The following is a 20534-nucleotide window of genomic DNA, read 5'->3' as shown; positions in this document are numbered from 1 at the left end:
GGATACTCCGAGCGGCGGCGAACGGAACGGTTTTGGAGGGGGCTCGCGAGTCGGCGCACGTATGCGACAGGTTCGATTCCGCGATCCCGCCGGCGCCGAGCGCACCGGCACCTACGACGACGGCACAGTCACCTTCGGCGACGACACCTACGACGTCGACGAGGTCGACATTCTCTCCCCCACAGAGCCGACGAAGATCGTCTGCGTGGGCCTCAACTACGCGGACCACGCCGAGGAAGAGGGCATGGAGATCCCCGACCGACCCCTCCTCTTCCTGAAGCCCCCGAACGCGGTGTCCAGCCACGGGTCGACCGTGGAACTGCCCGCGGGCAAGGAGAAGCTGGAGTGGGAGGCCGAACTCGGCGTCGTCATCGACCGCCAGTGCAAAGACGTCGACGCCGCGGAGGCGATGGACGTCGTCCGCGGGTTCACCTGCGTCGACGACCTCTCCAATCGCGACGACCAGCGCGTCGAGCAGAACTGGATCCGCGGGAAAGCCTTCGACGGCGCGGCGCCGATGGGGCCGGTCGTCGCCAGTCCCGACGAGGTACCCGAGGACGCCAGCGTCGAACTCCGCGTCAACGGCGAGACGAAACAGTCCTCCTCCCGCGAGGAGTTCATCTTCTCCGTCCCGGAGCTGATCGAGGAGATCACGACCTACATGACCCTCGAAGCCGGCGACGTCATCATCACCGGCACGCCGGCCGGCGTCGGCCCGCTGTCGGACGGCGACACCGTCGAGATCGAGATCGAGGGCGTCGGCACGCTCGAACACGACGTCTCGATCCCGGACGCCTGAGCGGTCCCGTTTTCGACGCCTGACGTCACCTACCCCCGACGCAGGCATGATTCGGCCGCCGTCTATCGATTTCGAGATTCGGGGCTAAACCCTTTTGTCCGTCGGGGATGTGGACAAGACGAATGATTTCCCGGTCTCGACTCCGACGGATCGCTGCGGTCTCTCTGAGTGTTTTGCTCGTCTCCGCGGTCGCTATCGCAGTGCTCGCTACCACCGGTGTCCTCGCGATGCCGACGGTCGACGGCGTCGAGAGCGACTGGGGGACGGTCACCGCGGAGTCGACCGAGATCCGAACGACCGCCACGGTGACGAACCCGAACCCGGTCGGCGTCCCCGGCGTCGTCGACGTGGCCTACACCGCACGACTCAACGACGTCGTCCTCGCGCGCGGCGAGAAGTCGGGCGTCGGATTCGGTCCCGGAACGAACAGACTGCGGCTCTCGACGGAGATGTCGAACCGGAAGATCGCCGACTGGTGGGTCACCCACGTCAACGGCGACGAGTCGTCGACGCTCCGGGTCGACGCCACGGTCTCCGGGCCGGGCTTCTCCCGGAACGTGCCCGCCCAGCGGTCCTCCATCGAGACCGACCTCCTCGGCGGCTTCGCAACCGAGGGCGAGCGGACGGTCCAGTTCCGCGGCGAGCCGTTCCTGACGGTGCGCGAGCAGACCGCCACGTGGGACGAGGCGAACGGCTCGGTGACGCCGCTGTCGGTCTCGTCGACGGTCGAGAACGTCCACGACTACCCGGTCACGCTCGACGGCGTCGAGTACGCGGTCGAGATGAACAACGTCACGCTCGCGGAGGACCGTCAGCTGTCGGGCGTGAGCGTCGACCCCGGCGAGACCGGGACCCTCGACGTGCGGATGGGGCTCGACACCGCGCGGATGGCCGACTGGTGGGCCAACCACGTCAACGACAGCGAGCAGAGTACGCTCTCGGTCGAACTTTACGGCCTCGTCGAGCGCGACGGCGAGTACGAGCGCGTCCCGATCCGCATCTACGAGCGCTCCCTCGACCTCGAGACGGACGTCCTCGGCGGCGGCTCGACCTCGGTGTCGGCCCGCGACGCGCCCGAGCGCGACATCGAATTCGAACGCCCCCACGTCGAGGACACGGACCGGGAGTGGGGCGCGGTCGACGACGACTCGACGGAGATCCTGACGAGCGTCGCGCTGAACAACACCAACCGGGAGGCGGCCATCAACGACCTGCTCACGCTCCGGATCGCCCAGCGCACCGCGGTCAACGGTATCCCCGTCGCGAACGGGACCCACCGGACCGACGGTCTCGACCCCGGCGAGAGCGCCCTCGACCTGACCTCGACGATGAACAACTCGAAGGTGCCGTCGTGGTGGGCGCGCCACCTCAACCGCGGGGAGACCTCGACGGTGACGACGATGCCGGAGGTCCGCGCCGACCTCGGGTTCAGCCAGTTCGACGTGCCCGTGATCGACCGCACGAGCGAGTTCGATACCGACCTGCTCGCCGGCGTGGGCGACGGCGGCCAGGAGACGGTCACCGTCGACGGCCAGGACGCCATCGTCATGACGCCGGAGTCGGTCCAGTGGGGCGAAGCCACGCGAGAGACGGCACCGATCGACGTGGAGGCGACGCTGGAGAACGAGCAGCCGGCGCCGGTGACCGTGACGGAGGTCCGGTATCACGTCGCGCTGAACGACGTGGTGCTCGCGAACCGGACGGTGCCCGAGACGTACATCGTCGAGCCGGGCGAGAGCGAGGCGATGAAGTTCACGATGGTGCTCGACAACCAGCGGATGGACGAGTGGTGGGTGACGCACGTCCGCGGCGGCGAGACCTCGAACGTCTCGATCACGGTCACCGCGACCGTGGAGACGGCTGCCGGCACCGAGACGGTTACGCTGGACTCGCTGAGCGACGACTCGACGATGACCACCGACGTCCTCGACGGGTGACGGGCGGCCGGTTTCAGCGAAGTGGACCACCGTCCGTGCCAATACAAACTTCAGGCCGGTGGACGTACGTCGACGCGATGTCACCGACCAAAGCGAACTACGAGGACGTGGACGCCGTCGGCGGCGGCCTCCACTTCCTGCGGGACGAACTCGACTGCGAGAACCTCGGCGTCTCGGTGCTGGAGTGCGAGCCCGGCTGGGAAGGCAAACCCCACGACCACGCCGACGATGGACAGGAGGAAGTCTACGTTCTCGTCGAAGGGGAAGCGACCGTCACCGTCGAAGGGGAGGACTTCGAGATGACCGCCGGGGACGCGCTCCGGATCAGCCCCGACGAGCAGCGCCGGATCGAGAACGGCGACGAGCAGAGCAGGTTCGTCCTCGCCGGCGCTCCCTGATCGTCGGGTCGGGAATTCTCCGCTTTCCTCACAGTCGGCGAGCGAGTGGCAGCGATCGCGAGCGCGGTATTCGCGCCAGGAACGGCAGGGTTCGAATATCGTGACGTACAGGCGGTATAACGTCCGCTGAAACAGTTGCAACGGTCGAAACAGACTGATACCGACGGGACAGGCGCTCGCATTTACATACACTACTCGACAACTGGGAGACGAATCCCCGTCCGCAGGCGAGCGGACAGGCGGATCGGAGCACCAGTATGCAACGGAACTTCCAGGGAACCGACAGAGGCAAGCGCGTAGTCACGACGGGCGGTTCGGCCGTCGGAACGATCGTCCGCGTCGACGGCGAGCGGGCGCGCGTACTGCTCGACCCGGAACGCGTCGAATCCGAGCGGGTCGACCCGACAGCCGACGACGGGAGTCCCACGATGCTGACGATCGACCGGCAGGCCGTCGACCACAGCACGAACGAGGTCGTTCGACTCGAAGCCGACGCCGATCCCGCGAACGAACGGAGGATAGCATGACTGTGCGACGCTCGAAACCGCCTGCAGCGACGCGACGCGGCGACGACCCGTCGATGACCGCACTCCCGACCGGCCGGCGACCGCGCCGACCGCCGAAGTCCACCGCAGACGACGACTCGGACCCCGAGGATCCGGATTCGCCGCCGCGGTTCCCCTGACGCTTCCGCCGGCGCTGCGTTCCCAGCGCCGACTCAGTCGCCGGCCACTCCGGTCGGCTCGCCGCACGCACAGCCCCCGTTTTCGAGCAGTGCGACCACGTCGCGGTCGGTTCCACAGCGGTGACAGAGCACGCGCAGATCGAGGAACACGTCGAAGTCGCCGAGGTCGATCCGGTCCGCGTCGCGGTGGCGTTCGAGCGTGTTCTCCGCGACCGTCGACGTCCGACCGAGCAGACGCTGGACCGTTCTGACGTCGGTTTCGACGGGATCGGCGTCAGTCGTCGGCGCCGTCGCGCCGCGGACGGACGTGAGGTACGTGTGCATCGACTGGTGGGAGACGAAGTCCTCGCGGAGCGCGTCGACGTCGACGCCGTCGCGGGACAGCTCGTTGCGGACCTCGGCTTTTCGCCCTTCGCTCACGCCGTCGGCGGTCAACGCTTCGTAGGTCTGTTCGACCACGCGTTCCATCGGGTTTCGCCCGGCTTCGCGCATCGCTGTCCGGAGGAGCTCGCGGTTGAACTCGTCCGCGAGGTCGCGGAGGCTCGTCCGTTCCGACGCCGCGCCGGTCCAGCGCTCGACCAGCCGGTCGCCGATGCCGTCGAGGTCGTACGCCGTGATGATCCGGGCCACCTTGCTTCGGGGCACGTCCGAATCGTCCGACTCCATGGAACAGGGCCACTGTCGGAGCGACCTTACGCCTGTCGATGAACCGTTCGAGGGCGATGGACGGCACTGGCGCTGGTTGCCGGAGCGTCGACAGAAATTCCGCATCCCGTCGGCCCGGTGGGTCACGGGCGGTGGGCCGACGGACGGCTGCGGACTGCTGGTAGACGGTGCCGTCTTCCCGATGGCGCCCCGGGCGAGGGCGCACACCGAAAGGAGCGGCCGACCGGTGGGCTGGGAAGCCGACGGGAACGGGAGCCTCGTCGGCGATGCACAGGGGTTCGGGCGTGTCAGGTGGTGCCGGTCGATGGGTCGACGGCAACCGAAGGATGGGGAGTAGAACGGTTAAACGGCCCCAATCGTTTACGCCGGGTCGATGGGAGTAGACGCCGGCTACAGCCCCGACAGCCGCTCGTTTCTCCGCCTCGGCGGCCGTGTCGAGCCGCGAGACCGACGGAATTCGACCACTGGGCGGCCTCGTCTCTGTTCGGAATCACGAGACGGAATACACTGACATCTCGCGCTCAGGCGGTGCCAGCGTCGACCGTATGCGGGCTATAACGAAGTCCGAACGGCGCCACGAGTCGAACGGGGGGTCGGGGAGACGCCCCACGCAGTCCAGTCCGCAGCTGTCCGTTCGACCGTGCCGATGCCCGCGTCCGGACCGGGTTTGCCCGGCCCGGTCCCCGTCCTGTGACGCCCCGTTCATTTTTTGACCGACCGACGAGCCGGCAGCTCGGTACGACGCGTCTGCGCCGCCCTCTGTCGCACCAGCCCCCCGCCCGGTCGGGATTCAACCTACAGTTTTCGGGTCGACTGCACCCTAGCCCGTCCATAACTATCGTCGTCGCTGTCCTGAAATTACGCCAATGACCGAACGGACTGCCGAACACCGGGCCGTCGTCGAGGGCGGCACCCTCGTCACCCCCCGGGAGACTCACCAGGGCGGGCGTGTGGTTATCGAGGGCGGCCGCATCGCCGACGTGGACGCGGACCCCGCCGAGACCGCGACGAACGCGGCCGACGCGGCGCGACGGATCGACGCCAGCGGGAAGTACGTCCTGCCCGGACTCGTCGACCTCCACGGCGACGACGTAGAGCGATACCTCTGTCCTCGCTCCGGTGAGCGGGCCGATCCCGCCGTCGCACTCGCGACGTCCGACCGACTGACGCTCGCGGCGGGCGTGACGACCAAGTTCGACGCCATCGCCTTCGAGGACGCCCCCGAGAAGAACCGGTCGATCGAGGGCGCTATCGAGCTTCTGGAGGCGGTAGCCGACGGGGCGGGCCTCGCGGCCGACCACCGCGTCCACGCACGCTGTGAGATCACCGACCCCGCCTCGGTCGCCTGCGTCGGCGACGTCGCGGATCGGCCGATCGTCGACGTGGTCTCGCTGATGGCCCACGTTCCGGGGCGCGGCCAGTTCGACGACGAGGACGCGTTCGCCCGGCGATACACCGACGGCCGTGGCGCCGTCGCAGACGAGGCAGCGCGGGCCGGCCGCGACCGCCGTGGGGTCGCCGAGGCCACGCTACGCGAGCGCGTCGCCACCGTGACCGCCGATCTCGGAGCGGCCGACGTGACGCTCGCCTCGCACGACGACGCCGACCCGGACGCCGTCGAGTTCGCGGTCGACAACGGCGTCGACCTCTGCGAGTACCCGGTGTCCCTGTCGGCCGCCCGGCGCGCGTCCGAGGGCGGCGCCGCGACCGCCATGGGCGCGCCGAACCTCGTCCGCGGCGGGAGCCTCTGGGGGAACCTCGAAACCCGCGAGGCCATCGAGGACGGCGTCGTCGATGTCCTCTGCTCGGACTACCGCCCCGAAGCGTTGCTCGCATCCGTGTTCGTCGACACCGGCGAACCGATCGAACGGCGCGTCGCTCGCGTGACGAGCGAACCGGCCCGCGTCGCCGGCCTGGAGGACCGCGGGGAACTCGTCCCCGGCGCTCGCGCCGACCTCGTCGTCGTCGACCCCGACCCGATCCCCACGGTGACACAGGCGTTCGTCGCCGGGCGCGACGTGTACCACTGTCGCGTCTGACGGTTCGGCCCTTCTTTCGCCCGGCGGTATCCAGTTGCGATCGACAGACAGTTTCGTCCGTTTCATCCGCGTTTCTCCCGCCATATCGAGATATACGCTCTATACGCGGACTGTAGCGGATCAATTACAATGGCCGTCTGGGGGATACGGTAGACCATGTCGACGGAACCGACCGGTCAGGGACGTGGCAAGCAGGAGACCGCGTGGCAACTCAGAGCGGTCGTCGAGCGGTACGAGGACGCGCCCGACGAGTGCACGATCTACCCCGCGGGCGTCGACGACCACAAGCGAATGGCGACGTGGATCTCGGCGACGGAACCGGCGTTCGTCGAGCTCGACGCCGTCCGCTGACGACCGCGACGGGCAAACTTCCTTTTCCTCTCCATCGCCGTCCGGATCGATGCGTTTTCCAGGAGCGAATCGGACGCTCGTCGATCCGCCGATTGGGCAGTCACCAGCCGCCGATCGCGGTCGCCAGAACGCCTTGGACCCGGGAGTATCCCCGTTTGCGTGGTCTACCGGGGAGCGACAGCGCTATCGAACGGATCGGACGGCAAAAGAAGAGGGAGACCGACTATCGGCCGGACCCGTTCGTCACTCGGCCGATCGCTGGTCGAGCGTCTGTGCCGAGGCGATGCCGACGAGACCCAGAAGGACGACCGTCGAGACGACAGTCGCCGTCAGGCCGACGGCGGCGGCGCCGAGCTGGCTCGCCACGAGCAGCGCGGCACCGACCCCGGTCAGCGACCCGTAGTACAGCGGCCAGGGCCGCTCCGTTTCGTCCGACTCTTCGAGGTACTCGAAGAGCTGGTCGGCGTTCGGTCCCAGGGAGATCCGTCCCCGGTTCTGGTTGAAATCGACGATGTCCATATCGTCCATCTTCGGCAGATGGCACTGGTACAGGCCGACGTACACGCACTTGCGCTCGTTCGACGTCACCTGTGCGACGGTCGTGCCGTTCTCCACGGCAGCGACGTGCTCGGCGAGGTCGCCGAGCGCCACGGTCTCGCCGTGGTCGCGTAGGTAGTGCAGTACCGTCCGCCGTCGCTCGTTTTTGAGGATCTCGAAGACGTGGTCGAGGGGGAGCTGGGTGTCCTGTTCCTCCTCGGCCTCGACTGCCTGTTCGGTCTCGGTAGGGGACGCTTGATCCGCGTCCGACTCCGTCTCTTCCGGCACGACGTCGTTTTCGCTCGCGTGCTGCGACGCTGACGACATCAGTGCCACACCTCCCGGTACGGTCGGCCGCGAGACGGGATCGCGGCTCGGTGAGTCACTGTGACGGCCGAGATATTACTCATACCTCGCCCGCCCGATGGTGTCGGTCCCCCTCTCGAGGGTGGTTGGCGTTCGATTCGCCGCCGAAGTGTGGGAATTGTCTGCTTTCATGTGTCCGTACCCCCGGCGCTGGAGACCCCTCCACAGAGTTTGTTGCGCCGATTGCTTGTTGGGGAGCACGGCTACTTAATCTTTCTTGATTGAACAATCACCCCGGACAGTATAACGGACAGACTACTGCTGAGACCTGTCGTTTCGGGCGTGGTAAGGTGTGGCTGTCACACGTCGCTGGCAGTTAGCGTCCCGATTCTCCGCGTAATGGAGGCCATTCCACACGGTAGCGCCGATTCGGAGGGCGAGTCACGTCAGCCGCGATCGCCACGTCCTCACTGGCGACAGACTGTGTCACCGGTTGTTCACCCCTCGTGCGACCGCGACAACCCGCTCTTACCCCGGGCGGCAGCGACCGCCGGGATAATTATCATTTATGATAAATAAATGCCCCGAATCGAGCACCACGACGACCGCCGGGCAACCCGGAGTTACCGAACGGATCGATCGCGTTACGCTGGTTCAATGGGGGGCACGTGAGTCGACGGCGCAATGGCGGGGTAGCTCGTCGAAGTTGCCGGCGGTTTCGAACCCGAAGATTCATAGGATTTCGGGCGATTTCGTGTACCTATACTGCGATGAGTACTACTGGAACGGCTGCCGGACGCCGCGCGGACTCGCGGGTGGTGTGGTGACGATGGCGGAGCGAACGACGGAAGACGGCGACGGGACCGACCAGACCGGGACCGGCACGGAGATCGTCTACTCCGCGGCGGACGAACGGCCCGCGGAGATGGATCTGAGCGTCGCCGTGATCGAATCGCTCGCCGAGGCGAAGGGGATCACGCCCGTCGACATCGAGCAGCCGCTCTACGACGTCGTCGATCCCGACGCTCTCGATAGGCTGTTTACCGATGGCGAAAGTCCCGTTTCGGGCCGCGTCGTCTTCGACTTCGAGGCCCACGAGATAACGGTCCACTCGGACGGGGACATCCTCGTCCGCCGCGTCGACTCTCGCTGATTCTACGCTGGCCCGTCTGCACTGACCAGTCTACGACGATCCGTCGGCGATCCGGGTCACCGGGTGGGGCGTGTCCGCGTCGTCGAGCATCCGTCGCCCGTCGAAGACGACCAGGTCGTCGAACGCCGACCACGGGATCGCTTCGAATTCATCGTGATCAGTCGTGATCACTGCGAGGTCGATCTCCTGCGCGCCGATTCCGTCCAGCGAAACGCGCTCGACGCCTTCGGGGGGCGCGCTCGTGCAGATCGGGTCGACCGCGTAGACCGTTTCGGCCCGGTCGACCAGCGCTTCGGCGACGTCGACCCCGGGGGACGCGCGCGTCTCGTCGACGCCCGGGCGATACGTGAGCCCGAACACGGCGACGGTGCTGTCGGACAGGTCTTTCCCCCGTTCGGCCAGCGCGTCCCCGGCCGACTCGACCGTGTACGTCGGCATGTACTCGTTGACGTGCCGGGCGGTCTGGAGCATCGGCGTCTCGCTCTCGAACTCCGAGATGACGAAGTAGGGGTAGTAGGGGATGCAGTGGCCGCCGACCCCCGGGCCCGGGTCGTGAATGTCGCAGAACGGCTGGGTGTTGGCGACGTCGATGGCCTCGGTGACGTCGATCCCGAACTCGCCGGCGAGCGTCGCGAGTTCGTTCGCCAGCGCGATGTTGACGTCGCGGTACAGTCCCTCGAAGACCTTCACGCACTCGGCGGTCGTGCAGTCGGCGACGGGGATCACCTCCGCGTCGGTGATCTCCCCGTAGACCAGCTCCGCGACGCGACGACTCTCCTCGTCGGCGCCGCCGACGACTTTCGGGTGCGAGCCGCGGATGTCCCGCAGCGCGCGGCCGCTCATCGTCCGCTCGGGGCAGAAGGCGAGGCCGAATTCGCCGAGTTCGAGGCCGCTCTCGGCTTCGAGCCAGGGGCCGATCCGATCGTGACAGGTCCGCGGTGGGACAGTCGACTCGATCACGACGACGTCTCCGCGGTCGAGTCCGGCGCCGACCGACCGGACTGCCGCTTCGAGCGCCGAGAGGTCGGGCTGGTCGTCCTCGATGAGGGTCGGGACGATGACGACGTGAACCCCGGCCTCGGCGGCCGCACCGGCGGAGTCGGTCGTCGCCGAGAGCGACCCGTCGCCGGCGAGTCGCTCGACTTCCTCGGGCAGGCCGGGTTCGCCCTCGACCGGGCAGCGGCCCGCGTCGACCGCCCGGGCGACGTCGGAGTCGATGTCGACCCCGGTCACGTTGCCGGTCACGTCTGCGTAGACGGCAGCGAGCGGCAGCCCCATCTTGCCGAGGCCGTAGACGGCGACCGGGACGGAGCCACTCGTGAAGGCCCGTCGCTGGGTCGATTCGCCGGCGTCGGTTCCGTAGAGCCGAGCGGGCTCGGAGCGCTGGCCGCTCATAGGTTCGGCACCTCCGGCGGCGTGGCCTCGGACTCGGCCTTGACCTCCGACTCGACCCACGCGGCGATCTCGGCCGCGCGGATCCCGTCCTCGCCGGTGGTGCGCGGTTCGCTCCCGTCGGCGACCGACTCGGCGAACGACGAGAGCTCGATCTTCAGCGGCTCGCCGTTCTCGACGGTCGGTCGCTCGATGACGCTCTCGTGGCGGTAGCGGACGTCGCCGTCCGAGGCCACGTACTCGGGCAGGGAGTGGCGGTGGATCTCGACCGACTGGTCCATGTAGTCGACGTCGACGTGGCAGTCGTCGGCGGTGACTCCGAGGTCCCGGATCCGCCGCTGGGTGACGCGGCTGGCCGTCAGCGAGGCCACGATGCCGTCCGCGAACTCCAGTTGCGCGACCACGTGGTCGCCCGCGGCGGCGCCCGCGGCCGACACGTCGACCACCGGTTCGTCGGTGAGCGAGCAGACGATGTCGATGTCGTGGATCATCAGGTCGAAGACCACGCTGTCGACCGTGTCGCGGTCGACCGGCGGGCCCTGTCGGCGCGCCGAGAAGGCGATCGGGTCGACCTCGACCATCACGTCCTGCAGGGCGAGGATGGCCGGGTTGTACCGCTCGATGTGACCGACCTGGACGATGAGGTCCTGCTCGCGGGCCTCGACGAGGAGTTCGCGGCCCACCTCCGGGTCGTGGACGAACGGCTTCTCGACGAGGACGTTCGTCTCGGCCTCGATGGCCGCGCGGGCGACCGCCTCGTGGAACCGCGTCGGTACGGCGACCGACACGGCGTCGGTCCGCGAGAGCAGCTCCCCGCGGTCGAGCGCCTGCGTGTCGAACTCGGAGGCCACCTCACGCGCCGTCTCCGGGTTGGCGTCGGCGACCCCGACGAGTTCGACCGAGGGGAGTTCGCTGTACACGCGGGCGTGGTGGCGTCCCATGCTGCCGACGCCGACGACGCCCGCACGGACGCGGTCGGTCATCGACGGCGTCCTCCCGCGTTGCCGACGGCGGCCGGCAACCGAGAGCGAGACGACCGTTCGCTGGAGGGGCAGGCGAACCTGTCCGAGCGCACAGGCCCGCATCCCGACGATGCTAGGGGGGAGTTCCGCGGCGTATCGGCTGCCGCCGGTTTCGACCGTCCGTGGCTCATGAATCAAGCGAGGATAGCGCCGAGAATCGGCTTTGTTATACGTCTCCTTTGCCCGGTAGCGGGTCGATACGGGACGAAACCGCGGGTGTCGACGGTCACGAGGGGGTCGAGCACCCGACATTCGGGCGCCGTCCGGCGGATCCGCGATCCCCCATCGCGGGCGAGGCCAGTAACCGGTTCGTAACAAAGTGATACCCACTAATCTCCCTGCCTGTGTCGAGATACGACAACGGGGTGGCTGCCAGTAGTGGCAATCCGCCGACAGACCGACGCGAGGGCTGATGGTGGATGTCGATAGAGGACGAAACCCTGACGCAGGACGTCGTCTTCGACATCCTGAGTAGCGCGAGACGGCGGTACGTTCTCTACCTGCTCCGAACCGAAGACGCCCCGGTCGAGCTGACGGAGTTAGCCGAGGATGTCGCCGCCTGGGAGAACGATACGACTGTCGACGAACTGACGAAACAACAACGAAAACGAGTCTACGTATCGCTGTATCAGACACACGTCCCGAAACTCGAGGACGCTGGCCTCGTGAGCTACGACCAGGACACCGGCGAGGTCGAGCTGACCCAGGCCGCGAACGACGTCGACCAGTACCTCAACCCGGGCGAGCGGGAAGTACCCTGGCAGTACCTCTATCTCCCGCTCGCCATCCTTGGGATCGCACTGGTCGCACTCACGAACCTGAACGTCTGGATCTTCGGAAACATGACCGACGCCACCCTCGGCGTCATCATCTTCTCCGGTTTCCTCCTCACCGTCGGCGCGCACATCGTCGTCTGGACGATGAACCGACGGCAGGTCCCCGACGATCTCCGTCGCCAGACCTGAAGCCGTCGCCGCGGACGCGAACAGCCCCCCGCAACGGCCACCCGTAGCGCTGTGATCCGATTCAGGGCCGATCTGGGGCTTCGCGTACGTACGCGAGACGACGGGCTGAGCGCGCCGACAGTTGTCCGTACTCGGAAGACGGGGCAGCGCCTCGCTTCGCTGTGAGCGGCCTGTGCGCCGCTACTGACGTCCGGTGCGTCGCGATGCAAGCGGACGGCTGCGAACAGCCAGCCGTCCGTGACCGGTTATACGCGGCTGAGAAATCGGAGCGCCGGTCGCCTGTACCGCGGAGGGTGGTATCGGCGCGGCGCGGAGATCGGGGACCCGGAACAGATCGATCGCGTGCCAGCGACGCCGTCGCTCAGTCGTCCTCGACGTCCTCGGGCAGCAGTTGCTCGGGTTCCCGCTTGTAGGCCGGTGTGTCCACGAACTGGGCGATCCGTTCGAGGTCGCTGTCGGAGATGTGTTCTGTCATCGATTCGTATTCCGTCCCAGGCCTGCTTAGTAATCCATCCCCTAAAGCCGCTTCGCGACGAACGCCGCTGAGCGAGCGGTCTGGCACGGATATGGTACGTACTCGATACGCGAGTGGAACGGAGACCGACGGCTCGAATCGGTAGTCCGCAGCGAGCACGCCGGCTGCTGGCAACCAGCGCGACGACCACCCGGTCCGTCCGGACCGCGCCCGAAGTGGGCGTCTTCCGGATCGAAGCGAGCGGCTTCGGCGACCGAAGTGACCGGCTTCTCCGCTCGCGGCGCTCGGGACCGGTCGGCTCAGCGTCGGGGAACTCGACTCGATTCCGAACGGAAGCACTCCCACGAGAACACGACCGGGGTCGGCCCGATCGAAGTTGCCGTCACCCGGAAGCTGGGAGACAGCCAGGGGAGACCCAGACTCTCCCTGTCCATCGTCGACTGGTGTCACTCCGGTTCGCCGATTTCGAACCGCAGTAGCCCGGCCGTACCCGGCAGAAAGCATTACAAACCTATGCGTGTAAAGCCAGCCAGTATTGCCGTACAGTGTCCGGGCTGCACACGCGTCCAGCAGCACGTGGATCGGGCGTGAAGCGAGTGAGCCCGCGGCCCGGTACGATACCCGTACTCGGCAGTTGGCACTCCTTACTCGGGTCGGAGAGAGAAAAGCCGGTGGGGCGCCGAGAGCGCCGTCGCGGCCGTTCGCGTCGGGGTGCGGCCCGATAGACCGGCGTCGAACCGGTCGTCGGCGGTGTCACGGCGGTCGCGGGCGGTTCGTTATCAGGGTACGGCTGGGGTCGTCTGCCGGCTGCGGCGTCGCTCAGACCATGTTCTCCGCTTCGATCTTGTCCCAGACTGCGCGTCCCTGTTCGGTGAGGCCGTAGACGCGTCCCTTTTTGCGGTCGTCGGAGACCAGGAGGTCTACGAGTTCCCGCTCTCGCAGGCGCTGGAGCGCCCGCGAGACGTGTGCGATACCTACGTCCTCGTCCGATGCTATCTGCGACGGCGTCGACGGGCCGTCCGCGAGCCGCTTGAGGACCGCGACACGATAGCGCGAACTGATGACGAAACTGACGTCGTCCCAATCTGTGCTCATTGTTTGTTGCGGAAGTTGCCGGATAGGTGTTGTCGCGTTCGTCCGCTTCCCGAACACTGTCCGGGAACGCACGCGGCTGTTGTCGGCGGGACTCGCTTGTGTCCCACTTTCCGCTGTACTCACACCGAGTCGACTACCACGTAAAGAGGTTTCGACGCTCCAGATTTTTCGCGTTCCGTACTGCGATTAGGGCCGAGAGAACGGGGAGGTTGACCCGCCCCGTTCGCGCGTAACGTGACCATAACAATCCGGGTCCGCGTCGGCCTCTCGCGCATGCAACTCACGCGCGCTCGGAGCACCCCTCCGGTCGGGCGCTGGCGCCCGTCACCGGACAGACATCGCCCTCCGAAGCGCTCCCGAGCGACGCCGCACCGCAGTGGTCCCGACCGCGGTGAACGCGGCCGCGCTCGAACCGGACGGCGGTAAGATGTGGCCGTGGGAACACCTCGCGATCGGGTACATCGCCTACGCGCTGCTGAGCAGGGCGACGTGGCGCGAACGGACCACCACGAGCGCCGCCGTCGCCGTCGCCCTCGGCAGCCAGTTCCCCGACCTGGTCGACAAGCCGCTGGGCTGGTGGATCGGTGTCCTTCCCGGCGGGACGACGCTCGCCCATTCGCTGTTGACCGCGATCCCGGTCAGCATCGCCGTCCTGGTCGCAGGGGTCGTCCTGAAGCGCGAGCGCCCGGCGGTGGCGTTCGTCGTCGGCTACCTGAGTCACCTTCCCGGGGACGTCCTCTATCCGGTCGCCCTCGGCCGGGGACCGAAGACGTGGTTCCTCCTCTGGCCGCTCCGGTCGGCGCCGACCGACGACTCGACGGCGGTCTTCTCACACGTCTTCGATCTCGTCGAGCAGTTCGCCGTCTTCCTCGCGTCGCCGCTCGGCGGGCTCTATCTGCTCGGCGAACTCACGCTGCTCGCCGTCGCCGCGTGGCTCTGGCTGCGCGACGGGCTCCCCGGGTTGCCCCGGCGGCCGTTCGCCCGCGGAATAGCCGGGCGCTGAACGGGCGCGTCCACCGGATACCCGGGCGAGAATATATAACAGTCGAGCGAGAAATGAGGGTATGGGGTCAGAGCACCCGCAGGAGAGTCGGTCGAGTGACAACGACCGACAGCAGTCCGGGCCTCCGCACGGAGACCCGGACGAGAGCCGTCGACCCGAGGGGGACAGCGCAGGTGACGGACCGAACGAGGGGGACGGGGCCGCCCCGCGTGGTGCGGAGAGCCCGGTGTCGATAAACGAGCTGTTCGAGCTGCTCGCCCAGCCCGGCAACCGCTACACGCTGGCGTATCTCATCCGCGCCGAGGGGACCGTCCCCTACGACGACCTCGTCGAGTACGTGGTCGATACCGGGGGGACGCCGGACGGCCTGTCGACCGCGGACTTCCGCAACCAGGTCGCGACGCAGCTCGTCCACTCGAACCTGCCGAAACTCGACGACGCAGGCCTCATCGAGTACGACAAGAGCGACAGGACCGTCCGCCCGACCGACGCGACCGAGGTCGCCGTGCCGTACCTCGAACTGGCGATGGATCAGTTCTCCGCAGAGTGATCAGGTCCGCGACCGGCGGACCGACAGGCGCTCATTAACAAAGGCCGCTCCGTGTCGAGTCTCGACCGGCACATGAGTGAGCACGACCTCCAGACCGTGCGGACCGGGGCGCGCTGCGACATCGCCGAGACAGCGGTCGTCGGCGAGTCGGGCGGCGACACCGACGCCCCGACGCGGATCGGCGACGACGCGACGATCCGCGGCGGCACGATCGTCTACAGGGACGTCGAAATCGGCGACGGCTTCTCGACCGGCCACCACGCGCTCGTCCGCGGGGGCACGACCCTCGGCGACGACGTCCTCGTCGGGAGTCACGCCGTCCTCGACGGCGACCTCGACGTCGGATCGCACGTCAGCTGTCAGACCGGCGTCTACCTCCCGCCGGAGACCACCGTCGGCGACAACGTCTTCCTCGGCCCGCACGCGGTCGTCACGAACGACCCCTATCCCGTGCGGCCGACGAGCGAACTCGTCGGCGCGACGATCGAATCCGGGGCGTCCGTCGGCGCGAACGCGACCATCCTGCCCGGCGTGACCGTCGGCGAGGGGTCGTTCGTCGCCGCCGGCGCGGTCGTCACCGAGGACGTCCCATCGGAGAGCCTCGCGGTCGGCGCGCCGGCGATTCACGAACCGCTCCCCGAGGAGCTTCGCGGGGGGAACGAACTGCGATGAGCCTCGAAGACCACCGGCAGATCCCCATCGCGTCACCGGCCATCGGTGAGCGCGAGCGCGAACGGGTCGACGAGGTGCTCGACAGCGGGATGCTCGCCGACGGCGAGGAGGTCCGCGCCTTCGAGCGGGAGTTCGCGACGGCCTGTCACGTCGACCACGGCGTCGGCGTCGCCAACGGGACCGCCGCGCTGCACGCCGCCCTCCGCGCCTGCGGCATCGGCGAGGGCGACACCGTCCTCACGACGCCGTTCTCGTTCGTCGCCACGGCGAACGCCATCCGCTTTTGCGGCGCCGAACCCGCCTTCGCGGACATCCACCCCGAGACGTACAACCTCGACCCCGCCTCTGCCCGCGAGGCCATCGAGATCCGCGGCGGCGACGTGGACGCCATCATGCCGGTCCACCTCTACGGGCTGCCCGCAGACATGGACGCAATCTGCGAGCTGGCCGCTGAGTACGACGCCGCCGTGATCGAGGACGCCGCGCAGGCCCACGGCGCCCGCTACGACGGCGAGCCCGTCGGGTCGTTCGGCGACGCCGCGGCCTTCTCCTTCTACCCGACCAAGAACATGACCACCGGCGAGGGCGGGATGATCGTCACCGACGACGAGGAGATCGCCGACCGCGCCGCGCGGTTCGTCAACCACGGCCGCAACGACCAGTACGAACACGTCGAACTCGGCCACAATTTCCGGATGACGAACATGGCCGCGGCGATCGGCCGGGTCCAGCTCAAGCGCCTCTCGCGGTTCGTCCGCGCCCGCCGGGACAACGCCGCGACCCTCTCGGAGGCGCTCGCCGAGTCCCCGATCGACCCGCCGACGGTCCCCGAGCGCGTCGATCACTCGTTCCACCAGTATACCGTCCGGGCGCCCGAGCGCGACCGTCTGATCGACCACCTCGACGAGAAGGGCGTCGACACCGGGATCTACTACCCGACGCCCATCCACGAGCAGCCCGCCTACGACCACGTCGACGAGCGCTTCCCGGTCGCCGAGCGGGCCGCCGACGAAGTGCTCTCGCTGCCGGTCCACCCGGGCCTCACGGACACAGACCGTGCGGTTATCGCCGACGCGTTCGCCCTCTATCAGGTGCAGTGAGAAGAGCCGAAACCTCGAATTTCGCCGAGCTCGCTGATTCTCCCGCCGATTGTAACGACCGCCGCTCAGGCTTCGACGCTCGCGCAGTTCTTCGCTCGCTCGTCCAGGTGGCGACCGGCCCAGAGTTCCAGACCAGTGAGCGCCGCGATCGGGGTGAACGAGGTCAATTCGCCGGCTGCCAGCCGGTCGTGGAGGGCGGCGACGGCGTCGCCGTCCAGCGGGTCGCGGTCGCGTACCCGCTCCATGAGGTCGTCGACGAACCGGCGGAAGCGGTCGTCGCTCGCGTATCGGCGGACGTACGGGTCGCCGTCGGGCGTGCGGGCGACCGCTTCGCCGGTACCGTCCGGGCGGGATCGGTCCGGACCCGACCGGTTCCGCGCGCTCGACCCGTCCGGGATCTGCGCGAGGTTCGGGTCGAGCCGACAGACCACCTCGTCCTGGATGGGCGGGTCGCCGGCCAGGGTCGCGTCGGCGAGCCGTCGGGTCTCCAGTCGGTAGCAGGCTGGCATGCGCGCCGCGGTGTCCAGCAGCGCACCGGAGGCGACGGTCCGCGTCCCGACGCGACTGCGCTGGACGGCCCGAGCGCGCAGATCCGTCGCGGCTCTGATCTGCATCACCGCGTCGACCGCCGTGCGTTCGGGCGGGCCATCGACGCTCGCCGAGACCAGTTCGCGGAGCGACGCCGCGGGATCTCGATCGGTCGATAGCAACTCCCGAACGGCCGCGGGCGGCAGCGCACACTCGTTCTCGGCGAGCGCGGCGACGGGGGAGTCGTCCGTACCGACCGTGCCGACCCAGGGAATCGGACCGGGATGGGAACGACCGAAGACGAGCGCGTCCGCGTCCCCGTGGAGGCGGTCGGTGACGTACGGAAGTCCTTCGACGGCGGCCCAGTTGACCATCGCGTCGGTCGCACTGACGGCGTCGTCCACCGCGTCGACGAGGTGGCGGTCGGGGTCGTCGTGGGCCTGCCTGTTCGCCAGGCCGAGGTACGCAGACGCCTGGGCGGCAGACTCGCGGTCGGCGCCGTCGGGGCCGCCGCAGGTCAGCGTCTCGACCTGACAGCTGCGTTCGGCGAGGACCGCAGCGGCGATGCGGCTCTCGGCGTCGCCGGGGAACCACAGCGAGGGGTCGGCCGTCGTCGACGCGAGGTCGCCGAGCGCCTGTCGATAGGCGCCGAGCCAGCGGTCCGGGTAACCCGACGGAGCCAGCCCGGGCGATTCGGGCGCCCAGTAGCGGTGCGTCGAGACGCTGCCGTCGAACACCAGGTGCGTCGCCGGGGGCAGGCTGGAAACCCCCTCGACCAGCGTCCGCTCGCCGAGGACGCCGCCGGCGAGCAACAGATCGCCGACCGCCGCGGCGTCGAGCGACGGGTCGTCGACGGCCGAGAGGAGCGGCCCGACCTCCGAAGCGAAGTCGATCTCGTCGTCCGCCGCGTAGTAGATCGGCCGCGAGCCGGCCGCGTCGGTCGCCAGATGGACCTCGCCCGCGCGGGTATCCACGCAGGCGAGCGCGAACGGGCCGTCGAGTCGCGCGAGCGTCTCGCAGGAGTCGTCGACGACGCCGCGGAAGAGTTCTCCCCACGACAGCGACAGCCGATCCCGGTTGGCGACGACGCCGTAGACGGCGCCGATCAGCCCGTCGCCGCGCCAGACGACGTTCGCGTCCGGGTCGCGACTGCCGTGTTCGACGACGCCAAGCGCCGCCTCGGCGTCTGCGACCCTGTCGAGTTCGTACCAGTCCTCCCGGTGGCACGCCTCCGCCACCGCGTCCAGTCGCCGGTCGCCCGCCGTCGTTCCGATGAGTCCAGTCACGGCCCGAGCGTGACCGCACCCGGATATTGTTATACGGTCGCTGAACCGCGGCGGCCGCCAGTATCGACGCCGATACCACGCGTTCCCGGCCGTGGACTCTCACCCGATCGAAGGCCCATTCGACCGGATGATCGCAGCCTTCCCTTCAATACAGTATTCATATATTAGGGGGTTAAATACGGAAATCGGATAGAATTTCTACGAGGCCGGATTTCGAAGGTTTAATCGTTATTTTGGCGCTTTCGTGCCACTAAATGGCCCGTTCTACGCTGTGAATCGCTGTCTGGAATATCGGCCGTTCTGTGGCCCTTGTATCCGACCGAAATCGTCCCAAAACCCAGTTTATGGCTTTTTCTACAGGAATCCTCTCCGTGTGAATGATAAAACAACATATATTTTATATAAAATAGCAGTGATAGATTTATTCGTTACACTAACTCGCTCAGCCGCTCGTCCGACCTTCGGAGTGGTGCGAGGCGGAGCCGGCAGTCGATCGTCGTGCATCGGAGCAGTCGAGAGCGAGCCCGCGGTAGTGACGGTATAACAAACTCCGAACGGAGCCTGTCGTGGGACATGAACGGGCGGAGTGAACCGTGGGCTCGGTAGTTGTCTCGGTCGACGCGGAGTTGGGATGGGGCTTCATCGACTACGACAGCCCGCCCGAACAGCGCGTCGAGAGCGGGCGATCCGGTTGGCGAACGCTCTGTCGGCTCTTCGAGGCCTACGACGTGCCCGCGACGTGGGCCGTCGTCGGTCACCTCTTCCACGACTCCTGCGACGGCCGGCACCCCGACCATCCGGTCGGTTCCGACTGGTTCGCACGCGAGCGCGGGGAGTGGGCCGACCGGCCCGACCTGACCTGCGGCCCGGAGCTGATCGAGCGCGTCGCCGAATCCGACGTCGACCACGAAATCGGCTGTCACACGTACTCGCACGTGCTCTTCGGCGACGAGGGGACGACGGACGAGATAGCCGACGCGGACCTGGCGCGAAGCCGCGCCGTCGCGGAGGAGTGGGGGATCGAGCTGTCCTCCGTCGCCTTCCCGCGCAACGACGTCGGCCATCGCGACCAGCTCGCCGAACACGACTTCGACGCCTACCGGGGCGTTCGACCGACACGGCGGCGGACGCTCCCGCAGAAGCTCAAAACCGTCACCGTCGGCTCCGGCCATCCCCCCATCGTGACGCCGGCCGTCGACGAGTACGGGCTGGTCAACATCCCCGCGTCGCTGTTCCTCTATAGTTACGAGGGAACGCTGCTCCGAGCGACGAAACCGGTGGTCGGCGACCCTGTGGTCGAACTCGTCGAGCGCGGGCTGGAGGCAGCGGCTTCGGACGACGGCGTCCTGCACCTCTGGTTGCACCCGAACAACCTCCTCGGCGAACCGCAGGTCAGTCGCATGGAAGCGGTGCTCGGGGCCATCGACGCTCGTCGCGAGGAAGTCCCCGTCGAGACCATGGGGGAGATCGCCGAGCGCACGCTCGCCGAACCGCCGACGGTGACGACGGACGGCGGCCGCTGAAATCCGAGTACCTGTCGCTTTTCAGAGGTCAGAACTGGGGAACGAACCGTCG

General features: G+C 67.8%; 20 protein-coding genes. 14 read left to right on the top strand and 6 right to left on the bottom strand.

Translation table 11 applies throughout. The features are described 5' to 3' along the window. Window positions 1-61 precede the first annotated feature (61 nt). From AB2U09_RS07140 to AB2U09_RS07120, 5 genes are all read left to right on the top strand, one after another. Window positions 62-799, top strand: coding sequence for a fumarylacetoacetate hydrolase family protein (locus AB2U09_RS07140; RefSeq protein ID WP_459192015.1), 738 nt, complete (start codon window positions 62-64; stop codon window positions 797-799). A 200-nt stretch (window positions 800-999) separates the two neighbouring features. Next, entirely contained in the window at window positions 1000-2736 is a 1737-nt protein-coding gene (locus tag AB2U09_RS07135; protein WP_459192014.1) for an LEA type 2 family protein, read from the top strand. Window positions 2737-2813: 77 nt separating this feature from the next. After that, window positions 2814-3134, top strand: a complete 321-nt coding sequence (locus AB2U09_RS07130; RefSeq protein ID WP_459192013.1) for a cupin domain-containing protein — start codon at window positions 2814-2816, stop codon at window positions 3132-3134. Window positions 3135-3391: 257 nt separating this feature from the next. Further along, complete coding sequence (locus tag AB2U09_RS07125; RefSeq protein ID WP_459192012.1) at window positions 3392-3661, top strand: DUF8593 domain-containing protein; 270 nt, start codon at window positions 3392-3394, stop codon at window positions 3659-3661. Further along, the gene (locus AB2U09_RS07120; RefSeq protein ID WP_459192011.1) at window positions 3658-3819 is read left to right on the top strand and encodes a hypothetical protein; all 162 of its coding nucleotides are present in this window, start codon (window positions 3658-3660) and stop codon (window positions 3817-3819) included. The genes AB2U09_RS07125 and AB2U09_RS07120 overlap by 4 nt, the downstream gene beginning before the upstream one ends. A gap of 33 nt (window positions 3820-3852) precedes the next feature. Here the strand turns inward: AB2U09_RS07120 and rdfA are convergent, their stop codons facing one another. Beyond that, window positions 3853-4485, bottom strand: a complete 633-nt coding sequence (gene rdfA / locus AB2U09_RS07115) for a rod-determining factor RdfA (protein WP_459192010.1) — start codon at window positions 4483-4485, stop codon at window positions 3853-3855. A gap of 866 nt (window positions 4486-5351) precedes the next feature. Between rdfA and AB2U09_RS07110 the strand changes: the two genes are divergently transcribed. Beyond that, window positions 5352-6524, top strand: a complete 1173-nt coding sequence (locus tag AB2U09_RS07110) for an alpha-D-ribose 1-methylphosphonate 5-triphosphate diphosphatase (RefSeq protein ID WP_459192009.1) — start codon at window positions 5352-5354, stop codon at window positions 6522-6524. Window positions 6525-6680: 156 nt separating this feature from the next. Further along, on the top strand, window positions 6681-6875 hold the full coding sequence (locus tag AB2U09_RS07105) for a DUF7511 domain-containing protein (protein ID WP_459192008.1): 195 nt from the start codon (window positions 6681-6683) through the stop codon (window positions 6873-6875). A gap of 243 nt (window positions 6876-7118) precedes the next feature. Here the strand turns inward: AB2U09_RS07105 and AB2U09_RS07100 are convergent, their stop codons facing one another. Beyond that, window positions 7119-7739 (bottom strand): DUF7344 domain-containing protein, encoded by a 621-nt coding sequence (locus tag AB2U09_RS07100; RefSeq protein ID WP_459192007.1) that lies wholly within the window; start codon window positions 7737-7739, stop codon window positions 7119-7121. Window positions 7740-8547: 808 nt separating this feature from the next. On the opposite strand from AB2U09_RS07100, the gene AB2U09_RS07095 reads away from it, so the two are divergent. Beyond that, complete coding sequence (locus AB2U09_RS07095) at window positions 8548-8871, top strand: HalOD1 output domain-containing protein (RefSeq protein WP_459192006.1); 324 nt, start codon at window positions 8548-8550, stop codon at window positions 8869-8871. 30 nt (window positions 8872-8901) lie between these two features. Here AB2U09_RS07095 and AB2U09_RS07090 read toward each other — a convergent pair whose 3' ends face one another. Together AB2U09_RS07090 and AB2U09_RS07085 are read right to left on the bottom strand one after the other, a co-directional pair. After that, a complete protein-coding gene (locus tag AB2U09_RS07090; protein WP_459192005.1) occupies window positions 8902-10266 on the bottom strand; it encodes a nucleotide sugar dehydrogenase in 1365 nt (454 codons plus the stop codon). After that, window positions 10263-11246 carry a Gfo/Idh/MocA family protein gene (locus AB2U09_RS07085; RefSeq protein WP_459192004.1) on the bottom strand — a complete coding sequence of 328 codons (984 nt, stop codon included), beginning with the start codon at window positions 11244-11246 and terminating at the stop codon, window positions 10263-10265. The genes AB2U09_RS07090 and AB2U09_RS07085 overlap by 4 nt, the downstream gene beginning before the upstream one ends. A 458-nt stretch (window positions 11247-11704) precedes the next feature. Here AB2U09_RS07085 and AB2U09_RS07080 point away from each other — a divergent pair, with 458 nt between their 5' ends. Further along, window positions 11705-12250, top strand: coding sequence for a DUF7344 domain-containing protein (locus AB2U09_RS07080; RefSeq protein ID WP_436927184.1), 546 nt, complete (start codon window positions 11705-11707; stop codon window positions 12248-12250). Window positions 12251-13544: 1294 nt separating this feature from the next. On the opposite strand, the gene AB2U09_RS07075 is transcribed toward AB2U09_RS07080, so the two are convergent. After that, window positions 13545-13820 (bottom strand): winged helix-turn-helix domain-containing protein, encoded by a 276-nt coding sequence (locus AB2U09_RS07075; protein ID WP_123533274.1) that lies wholly within the window; start codon window positions 13818-13820, stop codon window positions 13545-13547. A 376-nt stretch (window positions 13821-14196) separates the two neighbouring features. Between AB2U09_RS07075 and AB2U09_RS07070 the strand changes: the two genes are divergently transcribed. The 4 genes from AB2U09_RS07070 to AB2U09_RS07055 all read left to right on the top strand — a co-directional run bounded on the left by AB2U09_RS07070 (window position 14197) and on the right by AB2U09_RS07055 (window position 17145). Then, window positions 14197-14823, top strand: coding sequence for a metal-dependent hydrolase (locus AB2U09_RS07070; protein ID WP_459192003.1), 627 nt, complete (start codon window positions 14197-14199; stop codon window positions 14821-14823). Between the two features lie 61 nt (window positions 14824-14884). Next, complete coding sequence (locus AB2U09_RS07065) at window positions 14885-15373, top strand: DUF7344 domain-containing protein (RefSeq protein WP_459192002.1); 489 nt, start codon at window positions 14885-14887, stop codon at window positions 15371-15373. 72 nt (window positions 15374-15445) lie between these two features. Next, window positions 15446-16045: an acyltransferase gene (locus AB2U09_RS07060; RefSeq protein ID WP_459192001.1), complete on the top strand. Its 600-nt coding sequence runs from the start codon at window positions 15446-15448 to the stop codon at window positions 16043-16045. Beyond that, window positions 16042-17145 (top strand): DegT/DnrJ/EryC1/StrS family aminotransferase, encoded by a 1104-nt coding sequence (locus AB2U09_RS07055; protein WP_459192000.1) that lies wholly within the window; start codon window positions 16042-16044, stop codon window positions 17143-17145. Before AB2U09_RS07060 ends, AB2U09_RS07055 begins: the two co-directional genes overlap by 4 nt. A 65-nt stretch (window positions 17146-17210) precedes the next feature. Here AB2U09_RS07055 and AB2U09_RS07050 read toward each other — a convergent pair whose 3' ends face one another. Beyond that, a complete protein-coding gene (locus AB2U09_RS07050; protein WP_459191999.1) occupies window positions 17211-18959 on the bottom strand; it encodes a hypothetical protein in 1749 nt (582 codons plus the stop codon). A 593-nt stretch (window positions 18960-19552) separates the two neighbouring features. Between AB2U09_RS07050 and AB2U09_RS07045 the strand changes: the two genes are divergently transcribed. Continuing rightward, window positions 19553-20482, top strand: coding sequence for a polysaccharide deacetylase family protein (locus AB2U09_RS07045; RefSeq protein WP_459191998.1), 930 nt, complete (start codon window positions 19553-19555; stop codon window positions 20480-20482). Window positions 20483-20534: the final 52 nt, after the last annotated feature.

The organism is Halosimplex yunnanense (genome assembly GCF_054504345.1).
This window is presented reverse-complemented; position numbering and strand designations above follow the sequence as displayed.

Bases quoted from the DNA above. Each gene is read 5' to 3' on its own strand.
- AB2U09_RS07140 (WP_459192015.1), top strand. From the start codon at position 62: ATGCGACAGGTTCGATTCCGCGATCCCGCCGGCGCCGAGCGCACCGGC.
- AB2U09_RS07130 (WP_459192013.1), top strand. From the start codon at position 2,814: ATGTCACCGACCAAAGCGAACTACGAGGACGTGGACGCCGTCGGCGGC.
- AB2U09_RS07125 (WP_459192012.1), top strand. From the start codon at position 3,392: ATGCAACGGAACTTCCAGGGAACCGACAGAGGCAAGCGCGTAGTCACG.
- AB2U09_RS07120 (WP_459192011.1), top strand. From the start codon at position 3,658: ATGACTGTGCGACGCTCGAAACCGCCTGCAGCGACGCGACGCGGCGAC.
- rdfA (WP_459192010.1), bottom strand. From the start codon at position 4,485: ATGGAGTCGGACGATTCGGACGTGCCCCGAAGCAAGGTGGCCCGGATC.
- AB2U09_RS07110 (WP_459192009.1), top strand. From the start codon at position 5,352: ATGACCGAACGGACTGCCGAACACCGGGCCGTCGTCGAGGGCGGCACC.
- AB2U09_RS07105 (WP_459192008.1), top strand. From the start codon at position 6,681: ATGTCGACGGAACCGACCGGTCAGGGACGTGGCAAGCAGGAGACCGCG.
- AB2U09_RS07100 (WP_459192007.1), bottom strand. From the start codon at position 7,739: ATGTCGTCAGCGTCGCAGCACGCGAGCGAAAACGACGTCGTGCCGGAA.
- AB2U09_RS07095 (WP_459192006.1), top strand. From the start codon at position 8,548: ATGGCGGAGCGAACGACGGAAGACGGCGACGGGACCGACCAGACCGGG.
- AB2U09_RS07090 (WP_459192005.1), bottom strand. From the start codon at position 10,266: ATGAGCGGCCAGCGCTCCGAGCCCGCTCGGCTCTACGGAACCGACGCC.
- AB2U09_RS07085 (WP_459192004.1), bottom strand. From the start codon at position 11,246: ATGACCGACCGCGTCCGTGCGGGCGTCGTCGGCGTCGGCAGCATGGGA.
- AB2U09_RS07080 (WP_436927184.1), top strand. From the start codon at position 11,705: ATGTCGATAGAGGACGAAACCCTGACGCAGGACGTCGTCTTCGACATC.
- AB2U09_RS07075 (WP_123533274.1), bottom strand. From the start codon at position 13,820: ATGAGCACAGATTGGGACGACGTCAGTTTCGTCATCAGTTCGCGCTAT.
- AB2U09_RS07065 (WP_459192002.1), top strand. From the start codon at position 14,885: ATGGGGTCAGAGCACCCGCAGGAGAGTCGGTCGAGTGACAACGACCGA.
- AB2U09_RS07060 (WP_459192001.1), top strand. From the start codon at position 15,446: ATGAGTGAGCACGACCTCCAGACCGTGCGGACCGGGGCGCGCTGCGAC.
- AB2U09_RS07055 (WP_459192000.1), top strand. From the start codon at position 16,042: ATGAGCCTCGAAGACCACCGGCAGATCCCCATCGCGTCACCGGCCATC.